Source organism: Pseudomonas sp. GW456-E7, assembly GCF_059424105.1.
In genome coordinates, this window is sequence record NZ_JBWKZB010000001.1 from 107289 (window position 1) to 123968 (window position 16680).

Below are 16680 nucleotides of genomic sequence, written 5' to 3' on the forward strand. Positions count from 1 at the left end.
TTTGCTCATATTTTCAATCGTGCAGCGGCGTGCGGTGAATCTAGGCTTGAGTCTTGCCGAGCCAGACCGCTTGTCTGTGGAGCATTATCGCAACTTGCGATATTTTCGATCTGAGATTAACTTTCCATAGCAAAATGCGATAAGGATGTTGCATGCATGTTCTCACCGAAAAAAGAGTACGTGAAGCCAAGGCGAAATGGCCAATGGCAGCCAACGCGCTGGATCATTGGTATCAATTAGCCAAAGGAAGCAAGCCGTCGGATTTTGCGGCGATGAGAACCACCTTTCCTGCAGTCGACAAGGTGGGCGAGTTTCATGTTTTCGATATCGGTGGCAACAAATTGCGGCTGATCGCTTTTGTCAGGTATCGATCGCAAAAGCTTTATATCAAGCATGTGCTGGACCACCGCGAATATGACCGCGGTAAATGGAAGGAGGAAAGAGCATGAGTGTCCTGATCGAAAGAGCTGCCGAGCATTGGGAGTTCGTCTCGCCGTTGCTTCGAAAACCGAAAAGCGAAGACGACTATGACCTGTTGGCGCAGGCGCTGGACGAGTTGCTCGAGATGACCGGCGACGATGAGTCTCACCCGTTGATGAGTCTGGTAGACATCATTGGTGACTGGATTGAGGAATGGGATCACAAGCATCACCCGATGCCGAAGCCCAGCGGAGTCGAGGTTCTTGGCTACTTGATGCGCGAACACGGCTTGAGCCAGAGCGACCTGCCTGGCGTCGGCCCTCAGTCGGTCGTTTCCGAGATCCTGAGCGGCAAACGCCAGCTCAACCTGCGGCAGATCCGCTGGTTGGCCGAACGTTTCGGTGTGTCTGTAGAAACCTTTATCTGACCCGCCTCACGACGAACAACTGATCTCCAGATGCTTGCCCCATTCCGGTGGCCTCTCGGCGTAGCTTTCCATCCCCGGTTGTTCCTCGAACGGATTGCTCAGCACTGCGTGCAGTCGTCGAACTTCTGAATAGTCGCCGCTTTCTGCCGCATCAATGGCCTTTTGCGCCAGGTAGTTGCGCAGGATGTACAGCGGGTTGACCGCGTGCATCCGCTGGCGGCGCTGCTCTTGATCCAGCGTGCCTTCACGTGCGACCCGGGCGACGTAGAGTTCGCCCCAGGCATCAAAGCCCTTGAGGTCGACGAAGTCGTCGCGCAAGCGGGTGATGGCCTGTTCCGGTGCTTCATCACCCAAACGGCGGAAAAACAGGCTGTAGTCGACGCCGCTGTTTTGCATCAGTTGCAGCAGGTTCTCCAGCAGTTTCTGGTCGTCATCCTCCGCGGTGGTCAGGCCGAGGCGGCGGCGCATCAGGTCCAGGTAATGGGCCTGGAACAGCGGCAGGTAGAGGCCGAGGGTTTCGCGCAGGGCTTCGACGCTGATGAATGGCGTCAAGGCTTGAGCCAAGGCGCTGAGGTTCCACTGGCCAACCGGCACCTGGTTGCTGAAGGAGTAACGACCCTGGTCGTCGGAGTGGTTGCAGATGAAGTTGGCGTCGAAGTCGTCGAGGAAGGCGAACGGGCCGAAGTCGAATGTAATCCCGAGGATCGACATGTTGTCGGTATTCATCACCCCGTGGCAGAAGCCATAGGCCTGCCATTTTGCGATCAGTTCGGCGTTGCGCTCGACCACTTCGCGGAACATCGCCAGGTACGGCTCCGGTTGTTCCAGGCACTGCGGGAAGTGCATGGCCAGCACGTGATCACCCAGCACTTTCTGCTGCTCGGGGCGTTTGGTGTAGTAGAAGTATTCGAAGTGGCCGAAGCGCACATGGCTTGGCGCCAGGCGCAGGACCATGGCCGCGCGCTCCTGCTTTTCGCGCCACACCGGGGTGTCGGAACCGATCACGCACAGGGCGCGGGTGGTCGGGATGTTCAGGGCATTCAGGGCTTCGGAAGCGAGGAACTCGCGGATTGACGAGCGCAGTACCGCCCGGCCATCGCCCATGCGTGAAAACGGCGTCTGGCCGGCGCCCTTGAGGTGCAGGTCCCAGTGTTCGCCGGCCTCGTTGTACACCTCGCCGAGCAACAGGCCGCGGCCATCGCCCAGTTGCGGGTTGTAGGAACCGAACTGATGTCCGGAATAGACCATCGCCCTCGGAATCGCATCGGCCCAGAGCTTGTGGCCGCTGAACAGTTCGGCGAACTCCGGGGTTTCGGCCACGGCCGGGTCGAGGTCCAGCAGGGCCATGGCGGCGGGGCTGGCCACGACCAGGCGCGGATTGTCGATGGGCTCGGGCAGCACATGGGCGGAAAACGCGTCGCCCAGGCGGTCGAAGCGATTATCGAAGGTGAGTTCGTCGAGGGCTTTCAAGGGCCGGCTCCAGCAGAATGTCCGAGCATTCTGCTGGGGAAAGGCCGGTTAGTCGAGTTTGGCGGCAGGCGGTTCTTGCGCCGGCTTGCCGTCGACGATCGGCACGATGGTTTTCGCTTCCGGCTCGATCGGCACCATCTTGTATTCCTGGCCGTGCAGGTTCTTGAGGTAGACCTCCATCTGCCGGAACGAGATGTTGATGTGCTGCTTCTTGAACTCGCGGTTGATGAAGCGGTTGACCTCGTCGAGCACCGGGTTGCGGTCGCCGAGGTCGCGCACGTGCATGCGCAACTCGTGGTCGAGGGTGCTTTCGCCGAAATTCAGGAAGTACACATGCGGCTCCGGGTCTTTCAGGACGCGCGGGTTATCCCGTGCAGCCTTGAGCAGCAACTCTTTCACCAGGTCCAGGTCCGAGCCGTAGTCGACGCCGAGCTTGAGGGTCACCCGGGTGATGGTGTCGGTCAGCGACCAGTTGATCAGTTGCCCGGTGATGAACGTCTTGTTCGGGACGATGATGTCCTTGCGGTCGAAGTCGGTGATGGTCGTGGCACGGATGCGGATCTTGCTCACCGTACCCGACAGGTTGCCGATGGTGATGGTGTCACCGATCCGCACCGGACGTTCGAACAGAATCATGATGCCGGAAATGAAGTTGGCGAAGATTTCCTGCATGCCGAAACCGAGGCCGACCGACAGCGCCGCCACCAGCCATTGCAACTTGTCCCAGCTCACGCCGAGGGTCGACAGGGTCGAGACGAAACCGACGCCGGCGATCACGTACGAGAGCAACGTGGTGGTCGCGTAGGCGCTACCCTGGGCCAGGTTGAGCTTGGACAGCACGAAAACTTCCAGCAGACCGGGCAAGTTGCGCGCCAGGGCGAAGGTGATGCCGATGATGATCAACGCACCGAGCATGTCGCCGATGCTGATCGGCACCATGCTCATGTTGGCGCCGGTACCGCTGGTGTATTCGTAGAGGGTGATGTTGTCCAGGTACGAGAACACGGTGATCAGGTCGGCCCAGACCCAATACAGCGCCGCCATGAAGCCGCCGAGCAGCGCCAGGCGGATCAGGCGCAGGGATTGTTCGTTGACCTTCTCGATGTCCATGGTCGGCTCTTCGATCACCGCTTCGCCGTCGCCGGCCTCTTTGGCGGCCAGGCGCTTGGCCAGGGCGCGCTGGTAGGCCAGCCGCCGGGCCGCCACGCTGAGGCCGCGCACGAAGGTGGCTTCGATCACCAGCCAGAACATCAGCAGGTACAGGGTATTGATCAAGCGGTCGCTGAGCTTAAGTGCGGTGTAGTAGTAGCCGAAGCACACCGCCACGAACAGCGCGACAGGCAGGGCGGTGAACAGGATCCCCACCAGTTTGCGGAACAGCGAGGCGTTCTCGTGAGTCGGGCTGCTGATGAGCAGGCGGCTGAGCAGCAAGGTCATCAAGGCGTAGCAGGTGAGCACCACCGGCATGCCGAGCACGTCATCGGCCAGTGCCGCCGGTTGCAGTTCGGCAACGGCCACTACGGTCACCAGTGCCATCACCACGATGCCGAGACGGCGGATCCATCTGCGCAGGAATTCCACCTGGGGCTTTTCCCAGCGGAAATGCAGTTCTGCCACGCCACCCGGTGCGAGGATCCGGTAGGCGGTGTAGAACACCAGCCAGGCCCCGGCCATTTGCAGCAGCGCCGCGCCCATATTGGCGTTCTGCCCACGGGCGTCGATTTGCAGGGCCAGGCCACACAGGGCGAGGCCCAGGGAAACCGGCATCGCCAGCAGGATGTTGATCAGAATCGCCTGCGGGGTGTGCCACTGGCTATCGCGCTTGAAGTGACCGATGTCCTGGTGAACCTTGTTCAGTCGTGCGTACAGACTCTTGCGCCGCCACAGCAGCGCACCGATCAGCAGTGCCAATGGCAGGAACAGCAGCGGGCGTTGGGTCAAACCGTCGGTCAGCTCGCTCAGGCTTGAAAGTACCGGGAGTGAGTCGAGTTGACGCTGGAGGCGATCCGGCACGCTGTGAATCCACTCCAGGTCCAGCGGCTTGTTGCTGGGAATCCAGAACATCTGTTCATCGAGCGTCGCCCGCAGGCTTTGCGCGGTGCTGAGCAGTTGCTTCTGGTTCAGTTGCAGGGTGATGGATTCATTGAGCACTGCGCTCAGTTCGCGATTGAGCCGCTCGAGCAGGTCGGCGCGGGTGGTGGCCAGCTCCATCAGGCTTTTGCGCAACTGCGGCGTGACTTGCTCGGGGGGCTGGGTCGACAGCAGGTTTTCAACGTAGGTGGTCGGATTGCTCAGCAGTTCCCGTTGCTGGCTGACTTCGAACTGATACAGGCGAATGTCAGCGATCTGGTCGGCCAGGTTGCGGTCGAGCCGCAGGCGCGGCAACGCCTGTTTCTGTTTGTAGAGAATCTTCGAGAGCAGCAGGCTGCCTTTGAGCACGTTGATTTGCTCGTCCAGCGCCGAATCGCTCTGGGTCAGACTGTCCAGCTGTTGCTTGGTCTGCAGGTTCTGCTGGGTGACTTCGTTGAGGCGGTCGGTGCTTTTGAGCAGGTAGTCCGAGAGCTTCAGGTTGGCCGCGCTTTCGGTGGCCAGCAGGCTGCTGCCGCCGGCCTTCTGCGCTTCGATGGATTGCTGGGTGACCGTTTCCTGGGACAACGCCAGACGCTTCTGGTTGATCAGGGTTTGCAGTTCCTGGATTTCCTTGTCCAGGCGGTCGGATCGCTCCGACAGCAGGTCATGCTGGCTGTTGCCGAGGTCTTGCAATTGGGTATTGCCGGCCAGTTCCTGGCGGCGCAGCGGGATCAGGGCGTTCAGTGCCGCCAGTTCGGCATTGAGCTGGTCGCGCTGCTCGGCGCTCAGGGTCTTGCCGGCGTCCTTGCCGTTCTTGAGGATATTGTTGATCTGCTGGATGCGCGTCTGGCTGGCGGATATCTCCGCCTGGGCGCGCTCGGGGCGGGTCTGGGCAGTGATGGTCAGGCTGTTGGCATCGCCCAGGGCTTTTTGCAGGTCGCTTTGCTGGGTGGAGCGCTCAGTGAGCATTTGCTCCAGCTGCTGGATCGATTCTTTGGCGAAGCGCTGCGCCACCGGCACCACAGGGCTGGCCTTGAGGCGGGTCAGTTCGCGCTGGTTCTCGATCGTCTGCTTGGGTGCAGAACTCAACGTTTGCTTGAGCTCGATCAGCTTCTGCTCGTAATCGCGCTTGTTGTTGAGCTGGTTCAGCGTGCCTTGCAGGACGGATTGCAAGGCCTTCTGATCGGCTTCCGGCAGTTTGCGGTCGGCAATCTTGTCCAGGCTCGCTTGCACGGCTTCGCTGGAGGGCGGTTCGGCCGCTTGTGCCGCTTGTGAAAAACCAAGGGGGCCGACAGAGAGACTCAAGCCCAGAAGGGCAATGGCGAAAAAGGAGCGCAGGTTAGGCATAAAGACCGGTCAAGCAAGTGAGAGTGGAAGCAGTTTAGAGGAAGAGTCCGGGACCCGGGCGACTTCCTTCGGGGAATCTGACGCCCACTTTGCCGATCTTGTTCCCGTCCATGACCGCCACGGTCCAGATGGTGTTGTTCCATTCCACCTGGTCACCCACCACCGGCGCGCCGCCGACTTTCTGGGCAATGAAGCGGCCCAGGGACATGTCCGGATCGATGCCTTCGACCTTCAGCCCATACAGGGCCGCAACCGCGGCCAGCTGGGCGTCTCCTTCGAGTACGAAGTCGCCGAAGAAGCGCAGATCGAGGCCCCGTTGGGGTGCCTGGCTGAAGAGTTTTCCGAGGGCCGGCAGGTTGTGTTCATGGCCGATAACACACAGCAAATCATCGACTTCCAGCACCGTACTACCCGACGGATGGAGCAATTGTTGACCACGAAACAGGGCCGCGATACGAGTGCCTTCGGGCATTTTCAGCTCACGCAGGGGTGAACCGATGCACCATTTTTCCGCACCGAGGCGATAAACGAACAGCTCCCACTCGCTGGTGACATGCACTTCCAGGGCCGAGCGCGAGATGGGTGCAGGCTCCGGAGGTACCGTCACCTTCAGCAGCTTGGCGACCCACGGCAGGCTCGTGCCCTGAACCAGCAGCGACACCAACACGATAAAGAAGGCGAGGTTGAAGTACAGCTGGGCGTTGGGCAGGCCGGCCATCAGCGGGAACACCGCGAGAATGATCGGGACCGCGCCGCGCAAGCCGACCCAGGAAATGAACGCTTTCTCACGACCATGGAATGCCTTGAACGGCAGCAGGCCGACCACCACCGACAGTGGCCGGGCAAACAGAATCATCCACAGCGCCAGGGCCAGAGCCGGCAAGGCGATTGGCAGCAGGTCGTGAGGTGTGACCAACAGCCCCAGCACCAGGAACATGCCGATCTGCGCCAGCCAGGCCATGCCGTCGAGCATGTGCAAAATGCCGTGGCGGCTGCGCACCGGACGGTTGCCGATCACCAGGCCGCACAGGTACACGGCAAGGAAGCCGCTGCCGTGCAGGGCGTTGGTCAGGGCAAACACCACCAGGCCACCGGCGATGACCAGGATCGGATACAGGCCGGTGGCCAGATTGATGCGGTTGACCAGTTGCAGCATGAGCCAGCCACCGCCCAGGCCGATGACGCCACCGATGCCGAACTCGCGCAGCAGGTGGGTCAGCAGACTCCAGTGCAGGCCGGTCTGGCCGCTGGCGAGCATGTCGATCAGGGTGACGGTGAGGAACACCGCCATCGGGTCGTTGCTGCCGGATTCGATTTCAAGGCTGGCGGTTACCCGTTCGTTCAGGCCTTTGCCACCCAACAGCGAGAACACCGCCGCGGCGTCGGTGGAGCCGACGATGGCGCCGATCAGCAGACCCTGGATCAGGTTCAGGTCGAACAGCCAGGCGGCCGCCATGCCGGTCAGCCCGGTGGTAATCAGCACCCCGACCGTGGCCAATGAGAGCGCCGGCCATAACGCCACGCGGAAACTCGAGACCCGGGTACGCAAGCCGCCATCGAGCAGGATCACCGCCAGTGCGAGGTTGCCGACCAGGTAGGCCGTGGGGTAGTTGTCGAAGATAATGCCGCCGCCATCGACACCGGCCGCCATGCCTACGGCCAGGATGATCACCAGAATCGGGATGCCGAGGCGAGACGAAAGGGAGCTCACCAGAATGCTCGCACCTACCAGCAACGCGCCGATCAAGAACAGGCTGTTGATGGTCGTCGCATTCAAAGGCAGTACTCCAGAAAGCTGAAAGGCGGGCACAAACTGACCATGCAGTCTGCGTGCCAGCGATTCTAACCTGTTGAAATGTGATGCTGTCAAAAAGGTTTTGCAGATCAAAAGATCGCAGCCTGCGGCAGCTCCTGCACAGGCTCGCATTACATGTAGGAGCTGCCGCAGGCTGCGATCTTTTCGGCATCACTCTGTAATAGAGCAAAGGCCTCGGCGACGAAGTGCAGGAACCAGATTGGCCTACCGCAGTCTTTAAAACTCGCGAGGAAGGTTGCCCGTCAGCAAAATCAAGGCTTTGCGCCTGTTTAACCCTGGCATCCACAGTGACTTTTCTTTATCGTACGCGCCCTTTGAAAAAGCCCGGAATATCAAAATGTTGGAAGCATCCCTAAGCCAATTGGAACAACTGGTCAGCGACCTGGTGCAGCAGAACCAGACCCTGCTCGGCACCAACCAGACCCTGACTGCAGAACTGGCCCAGGCCAAGGATGAAAACGAAAGCCTGCAACTGAGCCTGATGGAGCAGGAAGAGAAACAAGGCGCCACGGCGGCTCGCATCCAGGCCCTGGTTGAGCGCGTCAGCGCAGGCCCTGTCAGCGCATGAGTTACAACGCCGCAGGGGTAAAAGTCGTCTCGATCCTGGGGGAGGACTATTCGATCAAGGCACCGGCCGGGGAAGAACAAACCCTGCTGGACGCCGCGATGATGTTGAAGGCAGCCCTGGCCGACACCAAGAGAAAGTACCCGACGCTGATCGGTGACCGACTGCTGGTGCTGGCGGCGATGAATCTGTGCTCCCAGCAGATTGAAATGCAGAAGCAGCACAAGCTCGAACTCGACCGTTACCAAGAGCAAGTCAGCGCCACGGTTGAAGTGATCTCCAAGACGATCAATCAGGCCTGATCGGCTTTGCGCACAACCAAAGAATAGATTGTCGGTTGGTCTGTATACAATCGGCACGGCTGTTGCAGTGTTTCAGCCTCTTATTCTTTGGGGGTGCTCCATGCAGTTCTGGCGACGCAGTATTCAATGGCAGTTGATCCTGAGCATGGGCACCGCCCTGCTGGTCAGCATCCTGATCGTGGTTGGCATTTATACCCTCGTGGTCAACCGTCTCGCCCAGAGCTATCTGGTCGAGCAAGCCTTGCCGTCGAGCATCGAAGCGATGCGCAACGACATCGAGCGGATCCTCGTGCAGCCGCTCACCGCCGCCAAGGACATCGCCAGCAACAGCATGGTGCGCGACTGGTTGGCCGGGGGTGAAGACAGTGCCCGGACCACCACCTTCGCCACCTATCTGGAAGGCATCCGCGCCGAACACAAAGCCTTTACCGCGCTGATTGTCGGCACCGCGTCCAATCACTACATCACCGAAAAGGGTCTGGACCGCACCCTCAGCCGATCCAATCCCAAAGATGCCTGGTTCTACGCGTTCCTCGACAGCAATCAGCCGCGCACCCTCAACATCGACAACGACACGGCCACCGGAGAATTGGCGCTGTTCATCGACCTCAAGGTCGAACAGGCCGGCAAAGTCGTGGGCGTTGCCGGGCTTGGCCTGAGCATGAAAGAGCTGTCGGAGCTGATTCACAACTTCAGTTTCGGGGAGCGCGGCAAGGTCTATCTCGTGCGTTCCGACGGTTTGATCCAGGTCCATCCCGAGGCGCAATTCAGCGGCAAACGCACCTTGACCGAGCAGATCGGCGCTACAGCGGCGCAAACGCTGATGAGTCAAAAAGCCGCCACCAGCAGCGACTTCCAGCGCGACGGCGAAGACTTCCTCGCCTTGAGTTTGCCGCTGCGCGATCTCGGCTGGACCCTGGTGGCAGAAGTGCCGCAATCGCAGATCTACGCCGAAGCCCGCCGCGCGATGTGGATGAGCAGTGGCATCGGCCTGGCGGTGGCGCTGGTGTGCCTGTTGCTCGTGGTGTTGCTGGCCCGAGGGCTGGTGCGACCGATTCGTCAGGTAACAGCGGCGCTGGTTGCTATCGGTAGCGGTGGTGGAGATTTGACCCATCGGTTAGATTCCAGTCGCGCCGATGAGTTGGGCGATCTGGCTCGCGGTTTCAATCGGTTCCTGGATAGCCAGCGCGACATGATCGGGGAAGTACTGACCACCAGCGAGCGCCTGCGCACCGCTGTCGGCCAGGTGGCGCGGGTGGTGGACAACACCGCCGAACGCTCTGGTCGTCAGCAGGAAATGACCGACATGGTCGCCACCGCTGTTCACGAAATGGGCCTGACCGTGCAGGACATCGCGCAGAACGCCGGCAACGCGGCGTTCGCGTCACAAACCGCCCGTGACGAAGCGATGCAGGCGCGGGAGGTGGTGGGTGGTTCTATTCGCCACATTGAAAGCATGTCCCGGGAAATCGGTGTAGCGGCCACGGCGGTGGCCGAGCTGGCTCATCAAGTGGCGTCCATCGATCAGGTGCTGGCGGTGATTCGCGGGATTTCCGAGCAGACCAACCTGCTGGCACTCAACGCTGCTATCGAAGCGGCGCGCGCGGGTGACATGGGGCGTGGATTCGCCGTGGTGGCCGATGAAGTGCGCACCCTGGCGCGGCGTACGCAATCGTCCACCGATGAAATCCAGCAGATGATCGGCAGCCTCAAGCAAGGCGCGGAGAACGCGGTGTCGTCGATGCATTCCGGGCAAGCCGCGACGGGCACGGGGGTCGAGTCGAGCCAGCGTACCGGCACCTCGTTGACGGCGATTACCGGGCAAGTGGAGCGCATCAGCGATATGAACCATCAGGTGGCGACGGCGACGGAAGAGCAATCGGCAGTCACCGAGGAAATCAATCGCAACGTGCAGGGCATTTCCGATCTGGCGCGGGCGACGGCGGGGGAGGTCAGGGCTTGTCGTGAGGATTGCCAGACATTGCAGCGGTTGGCGGATGACCTGGCGCGGCAGATGGGTGGGTTCAAGCTGAACTGATCAAGATCAAAAGATCGCAGCCTGCGGCAGCTCCTACATGGGAATGCGTTCCCCTGTAGGAGCTGCCGCAGGCTGCGATCTTTTTTGTGATTAGAACCACTCATCCTGCATACCCAGGCACACATCGTCCCGTGCCTCAAGAATCGTCAACTCATGGTGGCATCCTGGCACTTCCCATGTCAGGAAGTAGCGGGCCGCCTGCAGCTTGCCTTTATAGAAGCTCACATCCGCTGCATTGCCCTTGGCCAAGCCTTCCTCGGCACGAATGGCCTGTTCCAGCCAGCGCCAGCCAATCACCGTGTGCCCGAACACTTTCAGGTACAGCGCCGAGTTCGCCAGGCTGCTATTAACCTTGCCTTGCCCCAAATCCGTCAGCAAACCAATGGTCACCGTTTGCAGGCGCGCCACCAGTTTCTCCAGCGGCTCGCGCAGCGGCGTCAGCGTCTCGAACGCCTGGGCACGTTCGGCGGTGTCGGCGATCAGGCGGATCAGTTGCTTGAGCCCCGCGCCACCGTTCTGCGCCAGTTTGCGGCCCAGCAGGTCCAGCGATTGAATGCCGTGGGTGCCTTCGTGGATCGGGTTCAGGCGGTTGTCACGGTAGTACTGCTCCACCGGGTATTCACGGGTGTAGCCATGGCCGCCGAGGATCTGGATCGCCAGTTCGTTGGCCTTCAGGCAGAACTCCGAGGGCCAGGATTTGACGATCGGCGTCAGCAGGTCCAGCAGTTCATGGGCCTGCTTGCGTTCGGCTTCGGTTTCAAGGGTGGTGGTGTCGTCGAACAGTCGCGCCGCGTACAGGCCGAGGTCGAACGAGCCTTCAACGTAGGCCTTTTGTGTCAGCAGCATGCGTTTGACGTCGGCGTGCTGAATGATCGCCACTGGCGCAGTGTTCGGGTCCTTGCTGTCCGGCACGCGACCTTGCGGACGCTCGCGGGCGTATTCCAGCGAATACAGGTAGCCGGCGTAGCCGAGCATCACTGCCCCCATGCCGACGCCAATCCGCGCCTCGTTCATCATCTGGAACATGTAGCTCAAGCCCTGGTGTGGCTTGCCCACCAGATAGCCGACGCACTCGCCGTTATCGCCGAAGTTCAGCGCGGTGGAGGTGGTGCCGCGCCAGCCCATCTTGTGGAAAAGCCCGGCGAGCAGCACGTCGTTGCGCTGGCCGAGGCTGCCGTCATCGTTGACCAGGTACTTGGGCACGATGAACAGCGAGATGCCCTTCACCCCGGCCGGCGCGTCCGGCAGCTTGGCCAGGACCATGTGCACGATGTTTTCCGACAGCGGATGATCACCGCCGGAAATGAAAATCTTGTTGCCCTTGAGGCGATAAGTGCCGTCGGACGCAGGCTCCGCGCGGGTACGAATATCCGACAGCGACGAACCAGCGTGGGGTTCGGTCAGGGCCATGGTGCCGAAGAAGCGGCCATCGATCATCGGTTGCAGGAAGCGGCGCTTCTGCTCCTCGGTACCGAAGCTTTCGATCAGGTTGGCCGCGCCCATGGTCAGGAACGGATAAGAGGTCGAAGCGGCGTTGGCCGACTGGAAGTGCGAAAAGCAGGCCTGGGACAGCAGCGTAGGAAGTTGCATGCCGCCAGCGTCGAAACTGCGTGCGGCGTTGAGGAAGCCGGCTTCGAGGAAAGCATCCACCGCCGGTTTCACTTCCGGAATCAGAATCGCCTGACCGTTCTCGTAGCGCGGCTCGTTCTCGTCGCCCTTGCGGTTGTGCGGGGCGAAGAATTTCTCGGCGATGCTGCGGGCGGTGCCGAGGGCGGCATCGAAGGTTTCGCGGTTGTGCTCGGCGAAACGCTCACGCTGGGTCAGGCCCTCGGCATCGAGGACTTCATACAGCTCGAAAGCCAGATTGCGGGAACTGAGCAGCGTCTCGGACATGGCGGCCTACCTTTTGTTGGGATGGGCCGAGTCTAGTCTTGCGAATAGAAGCTGAACAGGATGATTGATAAGGGTGATGTTGGAGCCGCGCAGAAACTTAGCAAGCGCCACAAACCACTGTGGGAGCGAGCTTGCTCGCGATGGCGGCAGATCAGTCAATATTAAAGGTGACTGATAGACCGCTATCGCGAGCAAGCTCGCTCCCACAGGGATTGTTGCTGAACCGGGCACCTGTTGCAGGTGCCCGGATTGTCGGGTTTAGCCGATGGTCATCAAGCTGGCATTACCACCCGCCGCCGCCGTGTTGACGCTCAACGCACGCTCGATCACCAAACGTTCCAGCGCAATGTTGGTCTCGCCCTGCGACAGGCCCTGAACCCCGACAATCGCACCGGCACGCTTGGCAACCTGCTGGCAAACCGCACGCAACTGGTCGGAATGGCCGTGATGCACAACCGCGTCAAACACCACTTCGTCCTTGTTCCAGTCGGAAACCAGCTTGATACGCGCCTGAATCTCCTTCGGCAGGCGTGCGAACAGCGCCTTGGTCAGTTCACCTTCCGGCCACACCGCCGAACCGCCGACAGCCAGTACCGCCGCCAGTTGCGTCAGCAGGTCGCCTTCGACTTCCGCCAGGCACAGCACGTGTTCCCGTGGCAGGATCGCGTAGCTGTTGCGCTCGCCGGTCGGGCCGGCCAGAACGCGGGTGATGCCGCTTTGCGATTGTGCAGCGAATTGCACGCACAGGGTGCTCAGGTCGGCGAACTTGTGGCTGTCGGCCCAGGCTTTCAGGGCGGTCAGCGGCTTGCTCATGGCGTCGCGTAGACGAACGTCCGGTGCTGCGGCGGCATCGCCACGAGCGAAGGATTGTTCGATCGCATCGGCAGGGCGGGTCGACAGCAGGCGGTACAGGTACAGCGGGCCACCGGCTTTCGGGCCGGTACCCGACAGGCCTTCGCCGCCGAATGGCTGCACGCCGACCACGGCACCGACGATGTTGCGGTTGACGTAGACGTTACCGGCATTGACGTTGTCGATCACCTTGGCGATGGTTTCGTCGATGCGGGTGTGCACGCCCAGGGTCAGGCCGTAGCCGGAAGCGTTGATCTGGCCGATCAGTTGATCGATGTCCTTGCGCTTGTAGCGAACCACGTGCAGCACCGGGCCGAAGATCTCCCGTTGCAGTTCGTCGAAGCTTTCCAGTTCGATCAGGGTCGGCATCACGAAGGTGCCGCGTTTGACTTCTTCAGCATCGGCGATGGCCACCTGGTACACGCTGCGACCTTTGTCGCGCATGGCCTGGATGTGCTTCTCGATGCCAGCCTTGGCTTCGGCGTCGATCACCGGGCCGATGTCCACGGACAGACGCTCAGGGTTGCCGAGACGGCTTTCAGCCATCGCGCCCTTGAGCATTTCGATGACGCGATCAGCAGAATCTTCCTGCAAGCACAGGACGCGCAGGGCCGAGCAACGCTGACCGGCGCTGTCGAACGCCGACGAAACCACGTCGATCACCACTTGTTCGGTCAGTGCCGAAGAGTCGACGATCATCGCGTTCTGGCCACCGGTTTCGGCGATCAGCGGGATCGGACGGCCCTGGCTGTCCAGGCGGCCGGCGATGTTGCGTTGCAGCAAGCGCGCGACTTCGGTGGAGCCGGTGAACATCACGCCTTTGACGCGATCGTCGCCGACCAGGCCGGCACCGACGGTTTCACCGCGACCCGGCAGCAGTTGCAGCACGCCCTCGGGAATGCCGGCTTCGAGCAGCAGGCGCACGGCTTGAGCGGCGACCAGGGGAGTCTGTTCCGCAGGCTTGGCCAGTACCGGGTTACCGGCGGCCAGCGCAGCAGCCACCTGGCCACTGAAGATCGCCAGCGGGAAGTTCCACGGGCTGATGCACACCACTGGACCCAGCGGACGGTGAGCGTCGTTGGTGAAGTCGTTGCGTGCCTGCACCGCGTAGTAACGCAGGAAGTCCACGGCCTCGCGGACTTCAGCGATGGCGTTGGTGAAGGTCTTGCCGGCTTCGCGGGCCAGCAGGCCCATCAGCGGCTGGATCTCGGCTTCCATCAGGTCGGCGGCACGTTCCAGGATCGCGGCGCGTTCGGCGGGCGGGGTGGCCTGCCAGATCGGTGCAGCGTTGAGGGCGCACTGGATCGCATTGTCGACGTCTTCGACGGTCGCTTCCTGTACATGGCCGACCACGTCACGCAGATCGGACGGGTTCAGCACGGGAGCCGGGGCTTCGTTGCTGGACGCGCAGCCGAGTATCGGTGCGGCTTTCCAGTGGTTGTGCGCGGTAGCGAGAAGTGCGCAGGACAGCGACGCCAAACGATGTTCGTTGGCCATGTCGATGCCGCTGGAGTTGGCGCGTTCGGCGCCATACAGGTCACGCGGCAGCGGAATGCGCGGGTGCGGCAGGCCGAAACCACCTTCCACGGTTGCCATCTGCTCAATGCTGGCTACCGGATCGGCTACCAGTTCCTGGATCGAAATCGACTGGTCGGCAATACGGTTGACGAACGAGGTGTTCGCGCCGTTTTCCAGCAGGCGACGCACCAGGTAAGCCAGCAGGGTTTCGTGGGTGCCGACCGGCGCGTACACGCGGCACGGACGGTTCAGCTTGCCTTCGGAGACTTTGCCTACAACCTGTTCGTACAGCGGTTCACCCATGCCGTGCAGGCACTGGAACTCGTACTGGCCCGGGTAATAGTTCTGACCGGCGATGTGATAGATGGCCGACAGGGTGTGGGCGTTGTGCGTGGCGAACTGCGGGTAGATGACTTCCGGCACCGACAGCAGTTTGCGCGCGCAAGCGATGTAGGACACGTCGGTGTACACCTTGCGGGTATAGACCGGGTAGCCTTCCAGGCCTTCGACCTGGGCGCGCTTGATTTCGCTGTCCCAGTAGGCGCCTTTTACCAAACGGATCATCAGGCGATGACGGCTGCGACGAGCCAGGTCGATCACGTAGTCGATCACGTACGGGCAACGCTTCTGATAAGCCTGGATCACGAAACCGATGCCGTTCCAGCCGGTCAGTTGCGGCTCGAAGCACAGGCGCTCGAGCAGATCCAGGGACAGCTCGAGGCGGTCGGCTTCTTCGGCGTCGATGTTCAGGCCGATGTCGTATTGCTTGGCCAGCAGGGTCAGTGACAGCAGGCGCGGGTACAGCTCATCCATCACGCGCTCGTACTGGGCGCGGCTGTAGCGCGGGTGCAGGGCGGACAGCTTGATGGAAATGCCCGGCCCTTCATAAATCCCGCGACCGTGGGACGCCTTGCCGATCGAGTGAATGGCTTGTTCGTACGAGGCCAGGTACTTCTGGGCGTCGTGCTCGGTGAGTGCGGCTTCACCCAGCATGTCGTAGGAATAGCGGAAGCCCTTGGCTTCGAACTTGCTGGCGTTGGCCAGGGCTTCGGCGATGGTTTCGCCCGTCACGAACTGCTCGCCCATCAGGCGCATGGCCATGTCGACACCCTTGCGGATCATCGGCTCGCCGCTCTTGCCGATGATGCGGCTCAGGGACGAAGTCAGGCCGGCTTCGTTGTGCGTGGATACAAGCTTGCCGGTCAGCAGCAAGCCCCAGGTGGCGGCGTTGACGAACAGCGAAGGGCTGTTGCCCAGGTGCGGCTGCCAGTTGCCGGTGCTGATCTTGTCGCGGATCAGGGCGTCACGGGTGCCTTTGTCCGGGATGCGCAGCAGCGCTTCGGCCAGGCACATCAGCGCCACACCTTCCTGGGACGACAGGGAGAACTCCTGCAGCAGGCCCTGAACGATGCCGGCACGGCCGCCAGCGCTCTTCTGGTTGCGCAGTTTTTCAGCAATCGAGGCGGCGAGTTTGTTGGTGGCTTCGGCCATCGGGGCCGGCAGGCGAGCCTGTTCGATCAGCATCGGCACGACTTCCGGCTCAGGGCGGCGGTAGGCGGCGGTGATCGAGGCGCGCAGAACCGACTGCGGCAGGATGCTTTCGGCGAATTCGAGGAAGCACTGGTGGGCGTGATCCAGAGGCGCGTCGACGCTGTCGTCGGAGTCCTTGGTCAAGCCGCTCAGCTCGGTCAGGGTTGCACCACCCTCGAGTTTTTCCAGGTAATTGAAGATTGCCTGCTTGATCAACCAGTGCGGTGTGCGATCAATCGAGGTCGCGGCGGCCTTGAGGCGTTCGCGGGTCGGGTCGTCAAGTTTGACCCCAAGGGTGGTGGTAGCCATGTTTTTATCCTCATGTTTGCCACGACTGCGTGGCATCAGCTGGCGGCAAGATTAGCCGTGCGACTGTCGAGGTGCAACCGGGTGCAACCCTTTTTTTGCAGGAAAAATCGGCGCCTCGTCGGG

Annotated in this window: 10 protein-coding genes and 1 pseudogene; 6 read left to right on the forward strand and 5 right to left on the reverse strand. The window is 61.4% G+C overall.

The window, feature by feature from the left end; translation table 11 throughout:
• Positions 1–152 precede the first annotated feature (152 nt).
• Both AC07YV_RS00500 and AC07YV_RS00505 read left to right on the forward strand, forming a co-directional pair.
• Positions 153–449, forward strand: coding sequence for a type II toxin-antitoxin system HigB family toxin (locus AC07YV_RS00500; protein WP_102698606.1), 297 nt, complete (start codon positions 153–155; stop codon positions 447–449).
• Entirely contained in the window at positions 446–847 is a 402-nt protein-coding gene (locus tag AC07YV_RS00505) for a helix-turn-helix domain-containing protein (RefSeq protein ID WP_102698607.1), read from the forward strand. The genes AC07YV_RS00500 and AC07YV_RS00505 overlap by 4 nt, the downstream gene beginning before the upstream one ends.
• 6 nt (positions 848–853) lie before the next feature.
• Here AC07YV_RS00505 and selO read toward each other — a convergent pair whose 3' ends face one another.
• Genes selO through AC07YV_RS00520 form a run of 3 tightly spaced genes read right to left on the reverse strand, consistent with a single transcriptional unit; the run spans position 854 to position 7511 of the window.
• Positions 854–2317, reverse strand: coding sequence for a protein adenylyltransferase SelO (gene selO / locus AC07YV_RS00510; RefSeq protein WP_102698608.1), 1464 nt, complete (start codon positions 2315–2317; stop codon positions 854–856).
• Between the two features lie 48 nt (positions 2318–2365).
• Entirely contained in the window at positions 2366–5734 is a 3369-nt protein-coding gene (gene mscK / locus AC07YV_RS00515) for a mechanosensitive channel MscK (protein ID WP_102698609.1), read from the reverse strand.
• Between the two features lie 34 nt (positions 5735–5768).
• Entirely contained in the window at positions 5769–7511 is a 1743-nt protein-coding gene (locus AC07YV_RS00520; protein ID WP_102698610.1) for a potassium/proton antiporter, read from the reverse strand.
• A 376-nt stretch (positions 7512–7887) separates the two neighbouring features.
• Here AC07YV_RS00520 and AC07YV_RS00525 point away from each other — a divergent pair, with 376 nt between their 5' ends.
• From AC07YV_RS00525 to AC07YV_RS00540, 4 genes and pseudogenes are all read left to right on the forward strand, one after another.
• Positions 7888–8118, forward strand: a complete 231-nt coding sequence (locus AC07YV_RS00525) for a hypothetical protein (RefSeq protein ID WP_007971835.1) — start codon at positions 7888–7890, stop codon at positions 8116–8118.
• Entirely contained in the window at positions 8115–8417 is a 303-nt protein-coding gene (locus AC07YV_RS00530) for a cell division protein ZapA (protein WP_102698611.1), read from the forward strand. The genes AC07YV_RS00525 and AC07YV_RS00530 overlap by 4 nt, the downstream gene beginning before the upstream one ends.
• A gap of 145 nt (positions 8418–8562) precedes the next feature.
• Positions 8563–9591: pseudogene (locus AC07YV_RS00535) on the forward strand (HAMP domain-containing protein); the annotation flags it as partial.
• Between the two features lie 132 nt (positions 9592–9723).
• Complete coding sequence (locus tag AC07YV_RS00540; protein ID WP_494990259.1) at positions 9724–10455, forward strand: methyl-accepting chemotaxis protein; 732 nt, start codon at positions 9724–9726, stop codon at positions 10453–10455.
• 90 nt (positions 10456–10545) lie between these two features.
• Here the strand turns inward: AC07YV_RS00540 and AC07YV_RS00545 are convergent, their stop codons facing one another.
• Together AC07YV_RS00545 and putA are read right to left on the reverse strand one after the other, a co-directional pair.
• Positions 10546–12348, reverse strand: a complete 1803-nt coding sequence (locus AC07YV_RS00545) for an acyl-CoA dehydrogenase (protein ID WP_102698613.1) — start codon at positions 12346–12348, stop codon at positions 10546–10548.
• 258 nt (positions 12349–12606) lie between these two features.
• Positions 12607–16557 carry a trifunctional transcriptional regulator/proline dehydrogenase/L-glutamate gamma-semialdehyde dehydrogenase gene (putA, locus tag AC07YV_RS00550; protein ID WP_102698615.1) on the reverse strand — a complete coding sequence of 1317 codons (3951 nt, stop codon included), beginning with the start codon at positions 16555–16557 and terminating at the stop codon, positions 12607–12609.
• Positions 16558–16680: the final 123 nt, after the last annotated feature.

Coding starts and splice junctions, on each gene's coding strand:
- AC07YV_RS00525 (WP_007971835.1), top strand. CDS start 7,888: ATGTTGGAAGCATCCCTAAGCCAATTGGAACAACTGGTCAGCGACCTG.
- AC07YV_RS00530 (WP_102698611.1), top strand. CDS start 8,115: ATGAGTTACAACGCCGCAGGGGTAAAAGTCGTCTCGATCCTGGGGGAG.
- mscK (WP_102698609.1), bottom strand. CDS start 5,734: ATGCCTAACCTGCGCTCCTTTTTCGCCATTGCCCTTCTGGGCTTGAGT.
- AC07YV_RS00540 (WP_494990259.1), top strand. CDS start 9,724: ATGGTCGCCACCGCTGTTCACGAAATGGGCCTGACCGTGCAGGACATC.
- AC07YV_RS00505 (WP_102698607.1), top strand. CDS start 446: ATGAGTGTCCTGATCGAAAGAGCTGCCGAGCATTGGGAGTTCGTCTCG.
- AC07YV_RS00500 (WP_102698606.1), top strand. CDS start 153: ATGCATGTTCTCACCGAAAAAAGAGTACGTGAAGCCAAGGCGAAATGG.
- AC07YV_RS00545 (WP_102698613.1), bottom strand. CDS start 12,348: ATGTCCGAGACGCTGCTCAGTTCCCGCAATCTGGCTTTCGAGCTGTAT.
- putA (WP_102698615.1), bottom strand. CDS start 16,557: ATGGCTACCACCACCCTTGGGGTCAAACTTGACGACCCGACCCGCGAA.